11 protein-coding genes are annotated in these 8,904 nt (G+C 55.3%); 9 read left to right on the forward strand and 2 right to left on the reverse strand.

Annotated elements, in window-relative coordinates; translation table 11 throughout:
* Nucleotides 1-129 precede the first annotated feature (129 nt).
* The 9 genes from RDN69_RS01495 to RDN69_RS01535 all read left to right on the forward strand — a co-directional run bounded on the left by RDN69_RS01495 (nt 130) and on the right by RDN69_RS01535 (nt 6,261).
* Nucleotides 130-615, forward strand: coding sequence for a universal stress protein (locus tag RDN69_RS01495; protein WP_034437022.1), 486 nt, complete (start codon nt 130-132; stop codon nt 613-615).
* A gap of 13 nt (nt 616-628) precedes the next feature.
* Nucleotides 629-1,126, forward strand: a complete 498-nt coding sequence (locus RDN69_RS01500; RefSeq protein WP_024048182.1) for a universal stress protein — start codon at nt 629-631, stop codon at nt 1,124-1,126.
* A gap of 74 nt (nt 1,127-1,200) precedes the next feature.
* Nucleotides 1,201-1,647, forward strand: coding sequence for a universal stress protein (locus RDN69_RS01505; RefSeq protein WP_024048181.1), 447 nt, complete (start codon nt 1,201-1,203; stop codon nt 1,645-1,647).
* Nucleotides 1,648-1,703: 56 nt separating this feature from the next.
* On the forward strand, nt 1,704-3,206 hold the full coding sequence (locus RDN69_RS01510; RefSeq protein ID WP_288218166.1) for a DUF2157 domain-containing protein: 1,503 nt from the start codon (nt 1,704-1,706) through the stop codon (nt 3,204-3,206).
* On the forward strand, nt 3,207-3,956 hold the full coding sequence (locus RDN69_RS01515; RefSeq protein WP_024048179.1) for a hypothetical protein: 750 nt from the start codon (nt 3,207-3,209) through the stop codon (nt 3,954-3,956). It begins immediately after the preceding gene.
* Nucleotides 3,957-4,015: 59 nt separating this feature from the next.
* Nucleotides 4,016-4,321, forward strand: coding sequence for a helix-turn-helix transcriptional regulator (locus RDN69_RS01520; RefSeq protein ID WP_273259476.1), 306 nt, complete (start codon nt 4,016-4,018; stop codon nt 4,319-4,321).
* A gap of 2 nt (nt 4,322-4,323) precedes the next feature.
* On the forward strand, nt 4,324-4,815 hold the full coding sequence (locus tag RDN69_RS01525; RefSeq protein WP_024048177.1) for a histidine phosphatase family protein: 492 nt from the start codon (nt 4,324-4,326) through the stop codon (nt 4,813-4,815).
* Between the two features lies 1 nt (nt 4,816).
* Nucleotides 4,817-5,416 carry a 5'-deoxynucleotidase gene (yfbR, locus tag RDN69_RS01530; protein WP_024048176.1) on the forward strand — a complete coding sequence of 200 codons (600 nt, stop codon included), beginning with the start codon at nt 4,817-4,819 and terminating at the stop codon, nt 5,414-5,416.
* Complete coding sequence (locus tag RDN69_RS01535; protein ID WP_273259401.1) at nt 5,413-6,261, forward strand: PfkB family carbohydrate kinase; 849 nt, start codon at nt 5,413-5,415, stop codon at nt 6,259-6,261. The genes yfbR and RDN69_RS01535 overlap by 4 nt, the downstream gene beginning before the upstream one ends.
* Nucleotides 6,262-6,305: 44 nt before the next feature.
* Here the strand turns inward: RDN69_RS01535 and RDN69_RS01540 are convergent, their stop codons facing one another.
* Nucleotides 6,306-7,526: a M48 family metallopeptidase gene (locus RDN69_RS01540; protein WP_024048174.1), complete on the reverse strand. Its 1,221-nt coding sequence runs from the start codon at nt 7,524-7,526 to the stop codon at nt 6,306-6,308.
* A gap of 61 nt (nt 7,527-7,587) precedes the next feature.
* On the reverse strand, nt 7,588-8,904 hold a 1,317-nt coding region (locus tag RDN69_RS01545; protein WP_288218167.1), incomplete at its 5' end, for a DUF6056 family protein.

Below are 8,904 nucleotides of genomic sequence, written 5' to 3' on the forward strand. Positions count from 1 at the left end.
TAAAATAAAAATGACTCTTTTGCACAGAGCGCCGATGGCTGCCCGGCTTTGCTCGGCTTGACGTTCCACCCGGACAGATATATGATGAAAAAAGAAAGGTTATTAAATTTATATGAAGGAGGGATAGCAATGAGATATCAGACGATTCTGGTGGCACTGGACGGTTCGGAACACGCCCGGCTTGCATTGGAGGCCGCAGTGGCCTTGGCGGAGAAATTCGGCAGCCGGTTGATTCTTACTCATATTATGGATATCCAGTACTTCACAACGGCTTGGTTTGAACCGCCGCGCACGCGGAGCGAAGCGGATGAGCGCGTCGACTACAAGCCGGATACAAAAGCCAAATTGAAAGAAACGACGGATTACCAGAGAGAATTCGGACGCCGAATTTTGGCGACGGCAAAAGATCATGTACCGGCGGGAATCGATTACGAAATCGCGTATACCGTCGGCTCACCGCGGGAAGATCTTCTCAAAATGGCGGACACATATAAGGCGGATCTGATCGTTATGGGCAGCCGCGGCATGGGAACACTAGCGAGCATGTTGGTCGGTTCGGTTTCGTTCTACGTGGTGCAACACGCGGAAGTGCCGGTATTGGTTATCAAACAGTGACGGAGGGATGACAATGAAATGTTCTTGGCAACGTATTCTTGTGCCAACGGACGGTTCTGAAAACGCCCGTCGGGCACTTCATGAAGCCGCGCAGCTGGCGATGAAATTCGACGCGGAGCTGGAATTGTTGAGCGTGCTGGAAGACCGGCTGTATGCGGGAAATCTGATTGGCCGGGGCGCCGGGGAGCGTTTGTATTCGGGCGTGGTCGAAGTAAGCCGTACGCCCGGTGCGGAAGAACGCGTCGACCCGGGTTTGCCGGAGCATCAAATGGCGCAGGTTCGTGAAGGGTTACGCCGCGAAGCGGCGACGCTTCCGCAAGATGTTCCGCTGCGCATGTTTTTCGCCGTCGGCGATGTACGGGAAACGATTCTGACAGTGGCGGATGAACTGAATGCGGATTTGATCGTGATCGGCAGTCGCGGTTTGGGATCCGTCAAAGGTTTAGTTTTGGGGTCGGCATCGCAATACGTATTGCATCATGCCACGCGTCCCGTTTTGGTAGTAAAATAAACGCCGGCCACCGTGAGCTGTGTTATAATGAGTAAAACTAATCAACTCATAAAGCGGTGGAAGGGGTGCGGACTATGATCCATTTTAATGAAGTGCTGTTACCGGCCGACGGCTCGGAAAACGGTGTGCGCGCGTTACAGCATGCCATCGAGCTGGTGAAATTGTCCGGCGGCACACTCTTGATTTGCCATGTGGCCAATGTGGTGTCGGTGATTTCGGGGTTTGATCAAATTCCCAGCGGCTCCGGCTATGTCAGTGAACAGATGGCCGAGGATCTGGAAGAAAAAGGGAAAGAGATTCTGGAAAAATTGGTTCGTATGGTGCCGGCGGATATTCCGGTCAAGACCATTTTTGAAGTAGGCTCTCCCGGACCGACTTTGTCCGCGATTGCCGAAAAATACAACGTGGACTTGATCGTCATGGGAAGCCGCGGCTTAGGGCCGCTGAAAGGCATTTTCATGGGCTCGGTTTCGAGTTACATCGTCAGCCACGCGAAATGCCCGGTTTTGATTGTAAAATAAAAAAGCGGACGGGCAACCGTCCGCTTTTTTAGTAGAAAGAATACTTGGGGGATCCTATGGAGCAACGTATTCGCTGGCTATATGAAGAGCTTCCCAAATGGGTAAGCGAAGGGATTTTGACACCGGAGGCGGCCGATCGTTTGCGCGCCCGCTACGGTGAAGTGGCGGCGCCGGGTCTGCGCTGGGGCCGGATTATTTGGCTGGTCCTCGCGGCGGTGTTAGTCGCGTTCGCGCTGGCGCACAGCGTGCGCTTTAACTGGGTAGTCGCGCTGGCGGTGGCGGCGCAGTTGGCGGTGGCGGCCGTGTTGGCACTCGAGCCGAAAGCGATCGCTTGGCGCGAGGCGGCCGGCGCGTTTTTGGGGATTGCGATTCCCGGAGCGTTGCAGCTCGCGGGCGATATTTATCAATTATCGGAGTGGAATCAGATCGCGTGGGCGATTTGGTCGCTTGCGCTGCTCTTGCCCGCGGTGTACATTGTGCGCTCGACGGCATTGGCGTCGATCTATCTGATTTTGACGGGCGTATTTGTGAGCTCTTTAGGCGTCACGAACGCGTGGCTCGGCGCGCAGCAGGTATGGATTTGGCTGGCGCTTGCCGCACCGTATTTTTACATTTTGTATCGCGGCGGTTTCCGGGAACTTTCGTTGCTGATTTTCAGCTGGATTTATGCGCTGACGATTTTCTACGCCGCGCTGGTGGCGTTGGCGGATGTCGCGGTTGTCAGCTTGGCGCTCGCCACGATTATTGCCGCGTTTACGTTTCTCGTCGGGGCGATGGTCGGCAAACAAACCGGCTGGGGCATGCCGTTTCGCATATTGGGCGGCGGCGCTCTGGCGGTATGCGTGCTGCTGGCCACGCAACGCTCGCTATGGGTGGACATATCTGAAGCGGTACCACAGGTATTGCCGATTGTTGTGTTGGTATTGTTGTTATTCGCTACCGGCGTGCTTTGCTGGCGTCTGATGCTGCGTCGCGAGTACATGCTGGTCACGGTCGCGGCCGTGCCTTTGTGCGTGACGCTGGCGACTTTTATCGCGGCGCTCGGCTACGGCTACACCTTTTTGGCCATTGTCTTTATGATTTACTATTTGGGCGGCGTCGCCGCGTTATTGGTCAACGGCTTGCGCCGCAGTTCTCTTTGGCGTACGGACGGCGCGCTGTTTTTGCTCGCGCTCTTTATTGTGGTGCGGCTCGGCGATGAGTCGTTCACCTTGCTGCAGCGAGGCACGGCATTTATCGTGATGGGCGTGCTGATTTTGGCAGGGCATTTGGCGATGGCCACATGGCAACGCAAGCAGCGGGAACACACGAACCAACGTGTGCGTCGTGCTCGTCGGCAGGAAGCGGCTCGACGCAGCGCGCCTGCGCAGGATCATTCGCCGGTATCGGCGCGGCCGCCGCGCATGCGCGACTCGATGACGCCGCCGGCAACGAACGGGCAGACGACAACGAAAGAGCGGACTTCGCACGCGGATTTACCGCCGCGTCGCCCGCCGCAAATGCCGTCATTACCGCCGCGACCGACCTGGCACAGCGACAAGCAAGAGGAGGATAAATAAATGGCGACCAAATGGAAATACCTGCTCGCGTTTCTCGTCCTCGCGCTGGTGCAGTTGGGGGTCATCTTCAGCGAGCGCAGTCAATTTGAAGAAGTATTGAACAACGGGATCACGTACCAATCGCCCGCCATTATCGCCGGTACGCGTGTTGATTATGTCGATATCCGTTTACGGGAAGATATCGATCCCTTTGTGGCGGAGCCGTTGAGCAAAGCCAAATGGCTCGGTGAAAATTTACCGGAGAATCAGGAAACGATTTACGTCGCCGTGGCGCATGATAAAAACGGCATGCTGATGGTGAAGGGCGCGGATCTGAAAAAACCGGCGCAAGGCGACTACATCAAAACGATCGCTTGGGGCGTCGACAATGGCGTGGTATCCTTCCCCATCCCGTTCATGCGTTTCTATTTACCGGGTTACCAATTACAGGATCTGCCATGGGATGAATTCATGGCGTTTGATCCTTTGACACCGGAACAGGTGGAACAAAAAGAAGCGGAGCTGGCACGCGTGGAACCGTCGCCGGAAGCGGCGGATATGCGCGCGGAAATCGCCCGGCATAAAGCCGCCGGCGAACCGATTTCCGTGCCGCGGCATCAAATCATCGCGGAATTTAAATTGGCGGACGGTCACGGCGTGATCACGGAAGTGTATGTGGACGGACATCCGCTTTCCGGCTGGTATCAGACGAGCGCGGCGCCGGCGACCGTTGAAATTATCCCGACAACAGAAGGAGCAAAGAAAGCGTGAAAGTGAATACAAGTACGGACGGATTGTCGCATGATGCCGCGGCTTGGTTGGCGGGCACGTTGGATACGGAAGAAAAACGCCGCCTGCTATTGCGGTTGGCGGATATTTTTAAAGTGCTCGGCGAGCCGACGCGGCTGAAAATTTTGCGGGTGCTTTGGCAGGGCGAATGTTGCGTGAACGAACTGGCGGAAGCCATTGATATGGAAGCGTCCGCGGTCAGTCACCAGCTGCGCATTCTTCGCCAGGCGCACTTGGTGGATTTTCGTAGAATCGGTAAAAATGCCTGCTATTTTTTGGATGACGCGCACGTGGTGCATTTGCTTGAGCAGGGGCTCAACCATGCCGCGCATCGGGGAGAGGAGTAGCCATGCGTTTGTACTTGATGCGCCATGGTCATGCCGTCAAAGAACGGGCGACGTTGGATAATTTTCATCGTCCGTTGACGGATACCGGCATCGCGGAAACGGAAAAGATGGGACGTCACCTGAAGGAAATGCTGCCGGATCAGGCGGTCGGCATTTATTTGAGTCCGCTGGTGCGCACGCAACAGACCGGTGAGATTCTGGCGCGGACCTTGCGCGACGGTCGCGCGGCTACCGATGTGACGAGCGGGACGCTGTACGCGTTGGCACGTGACAATTGGGAGCCGCTTGATAATCATCTGATCAATTTGACGGCCTCCGGCGGTCCCGAGCATGTCTTCTTCGTCAGTCACCAACCGTTTTTGGAAGCGTGGTTGTACGGACTGACCGGGGTCAGTCTTTCCTTCAAACAAAGCAGCGTCGCGGTCATCGATTTGCGTCGCGGCAAAAAATCAAAGTTGGTGGCGTATTTGACGCCGTCATTGTGGGAGAAATAAATTGCACAGTCACTTTTTTGCGTATTTGGCACGAATGAAATTCATCAAGCGCTGGGGCCTGATGAAAAACACGATGCCGGAAAATATTCAGGAACACAGTTTGCAGACGGCCATGATCGCGCATATGCTGGCGGTACTTCGCAATGTCCGTTACGGCGGTCATGTCGATCCGGAACGGGCGGCCGTTCTTGCCATGTACCATGATGTCAGCGAAGTGTTCACCGGCGATATGCCTACGCCGGTTAAATATTTTAATGAGGATATTCGCGCGATGTACGGCACGATCGAGCAGGCAGCCGTGGAAAAATTATTTGCCACGTTGCCCGCTGACCTGCGCGACGCGTATCGGGAGTATATTTTGATGCCGGAAGAAGATCCCTTGTGGGAATTGGCGAAAGCGGCGGATACGCTCAGCGCCTATTTGAAATGCGTCGAGGAACGCACCGCGGGCAATCCGGAGTTCGATGAAGCGTACGCGACGATTCGTAAAAAACTGGAAGAATCGACCGTACCGGAAGTACATGATTTTCTCACGACATTTGCGCCGAGCTTTACGCTGACATTGGACGCGCTCAATGCGAATGCGAAGGAAGAAAAATGACGCCATGGCCCGTTCTTTTAATCAATGACTACATCGAGCACGGCGCGTCGAATATGAACGTGCTGGAGCCGATTTTGCGCGCGCTCGGTTATCCTGTGTCGGGATTGCTGACAGCGGTAATGAGCCACAGTTTCGAGTACGGAGACTATGACTATTTTCCGCTGACGGAGCATCTGCGGCGGACCTTGCCGCTTTGGGAGAAACAGGGTTTCACGTTTGCCGCGGTGGCGACCGGTTTTATCGACAGCCTCGGCAGTTTGGAACAATTCGCGTTGTTGCGGGGCGCATTACCGAAATGGCGCGCGCAAGGTTCGTTTATTCTGGTGGATCCCGTAATGGGGGATAACGGCGCCTTGTATCCCACATTGCCGCGGGAACTTGTCACGGAAATGCGCACTCTTTTGCCGGTGGCGGATATCATTACGCCGAACTGGACGGAAGCGGCGTTGCTTTTGGGGGAAGATCCCGCGTGTGAGCAAGACGTCGCGCCGCAATGGCTCGAACGCTTATGCACGTTGGGGACGCGCGCTTGCGTGATCACGGGCGCGGGAAATCCTGACGCGAACGTCGGAACCATTTATTATCGGTCGGCGGACGGTCACGCGGGCGCTGTCGATTTTGCGCGTCTGGCGCCGAATTTCAGCGGCAGCGGCGATTATTTCAATGCGGTACTGCTCGCGGCGTTGCTGCGCGGTGAATCGCTCGCGCAGGCGGTGAAGACGGCGGCGCGATTTATTGAATTCGCGCTGCGTGAAACGCAAGCGCAGAAAAGTAACGCAGGCAACGGCTTAGTACTTCGCGGCGCGCTGCAAGCGACGGTAAAAAAATGGACGGCAGACGAATGAGAGCAAACAAAAAGCGCTTACCGAGGTAAGCGCTTTTTTTGTGATCAGTTTTTGCGACCGAGAATCGCGTTGACGCGATCTTTAATGTTGCCCTCCGAAGCTTTTTTCGGCGTGGCCTTTTTGATATCTTGGGTCGGTTTGGTTTCCGCTGTCTGTTTTATTTTTTTGGAAGATGTATCCGTTTTTACTTCTTTGGCTTTCGCTTCGGGGGTAAGGGCTGCGTTCAAACGATTGACGATTGCGTGGCCGTCTTCACCGGAGGAAAGGGTGTACAGTGATTGGCTGCCTACATAAATCGCACCGCCGTCTAATCGCGCCGGTTGCATTTTATGATCACGGACAAGGCGCGCCAGACGACCCGCGACATAGTACGCGCGCGTTTCGGCATCATAATTTCCGACTTTGACCGGTGTCAATACGGTCTTGTCGTTGACGATAACATCGGCGCCTTTGACGGTGACGCGGTTGCCGGAATACGCCTGCATGCGGTTGACCGCTTCCGTGACGCGCGATTCGTTACGCGGATGCGAGTTCGGCGCAATAACGCGCGCGATGCCGTCCTTGAAACCGGAGCCGTATTCTTTCAATAAGGCGTGCATCGCGGCCGGCGCGCCGCCGAGATTGTAGTCCGTTTTTTCCAGGATGGTAAAACCGAGGTCATCCGCAGCTTTTTCCTGACCCATCGTGAATACTTCGTTGTTAATATAATTCAGTCCTAAATTCATCAGCAGCGTTTGCACGGCGGACGAATCACCGCCGGAAAGAACGGCGGAGCCGGCGACGGCAAGACTGAGCTTTTTGGTTACGCCATTGACGATGTCGCGATGTTCGCCGTGACTGACTTCATGAGCGAGCACAAACGCCAACTGCTGATCGTCCAGCACGTCCAGCGTGCCTTTGTTGACGGAAAGCACGGCAGCGAGCGTACAATACGCGTTAATATCATCGGAGGGGTTCACAAAAATCACATACTTCCGCTTGGGCACGCCGCTTTTCACAAGGGAATCCAAAATGCGTTGGGCGCGTTCCTGATAGGCGGCATTATCATAGTAACCGCTTTGCTCTTTGGCGTTGGCAAGCACTTCTTCCTGGCCGTTTTCGTCAAGTTCGCGCAATTGCTCGCGAATCATGCCCATTTCTACCGCGCCTTTGAGTACGGAGGCGCCGATACCGCCCCACGAAGCCTCCACCGGCGCCGCCAGCGGCATCGTTAAGAAACACGCGGCGAGGAACGCCGCGGTATATTTACGAAATGCGGGAAACATGAGTCCACTCCTTTCGAAATAAAGAATCATTTTTTTCCATTATAGCATGCTGTTTTTCTTTTTATTTGCGGATCGTTAACTCCTCCAAACCGTAGTAGCGTTTCAAACCGTATTGGGAAACGCCGTTATCGAGTTCCACATAGAAGATATGGCGCAGCATGCGCTGCGTAAAGGGAAGCGCCTCGAGCTCGACGGAGGTATAGCCTTGCGCTCGCGCGTCGCGGATATAGGCCATGCGCGCCTGATCGATTTCGTAAATTCTCACGGTGAAATACAATGTGCCGAGCAAAAACGGCAGCGTAATCAACAAAATGATACCGACAATGAAACGTTGCTCCCGCGCGAAAGTGCGACGAACTACGGGCACGTCATACAAACCGACCGTGCCGGCGATCAGGCACAGCACGGCGAACATCGATGCGCGAGCGGGAAAAGTCGGCGCGCCGAGCATCGCGAGATTGCTGACGGCGGCAAGCGCTGCGGTAATCAATAAAAAGCGCATGGGGGGATATTGATTCCAAAGCGTGCGGAATGTCAGCCGCCAGCCGGCGGTTTTCGTTACCGCGGGCGTGAGCATGAAGCGGCGGCGTAAAAGGCGATACACGAGCCAAATAAGCAAGAGGTAAAGACCCATCTCTTCGACGCCGGAACCGAGATTTTGCAGAAGGCGCACCGTTTTCGGCTTGAGCAAACCGAGCGCGTGAACGATTGCGATTAAGCCGTCGCCAAACCAACGCCCGACAAAACCGTCGGTAGCATATGACACCGCGAGTACCGCTGCGAGAGCGCCGGCGATATACAGCGGACGTTTCGATCCGGATGGCGCTGGCGCGTTGCGTCCGTAACGCGATATCGCGATTTGTCGATAGGCTAACATCCACATGAAAATCAGCGGCAAAATATAGAGCATCATTTCACCGTTTCCCGCGAACTGATTGCCGATTCTTCGACCGATGGAAGCAGACACCTCCGCCACGCGGACAAAATTACCGGGCGCGACGACCAGCGCGATAAAACCGAGTACGCTGCCGACGACGCCGGCGATCTGCCACCGATACCGCTGACCTTTACGCCAACTGTACAGCGTCACAGCGGCCGCCGCGACCAGGGTCGCGAGCGAAGCGTTTTCTTCGCCCCAACCGGCGAGAATGCCGAGTAAAAACATAGCGCCTGCCGCCCAATAACTGTCGGCAAGAGTTCGTGTCGGACGCAGAGAAAAATGGTACGGCAAAAGAAACCAGACCATGATGGTCATCGTCCACAAATATACGGTCGAGCCGCACATCCACACAGCCACCTCACCGAAGTGCGGCAGCGTATACCAAAGCGCGAGCAGTACGGCGGCTATACGCGCCGGCGCGGGTAATTTTTCAATACG

Origin of the sequence: uncultured Negativicoccus sp. (assembly GCF_902480485.1) — a bacterium.
GTDB lineage: Bacteria > Bacillota > Negativicutes > Veillonellales > Negativicoccaceae > Negativicoccus > Negativicoccus succinicivorans.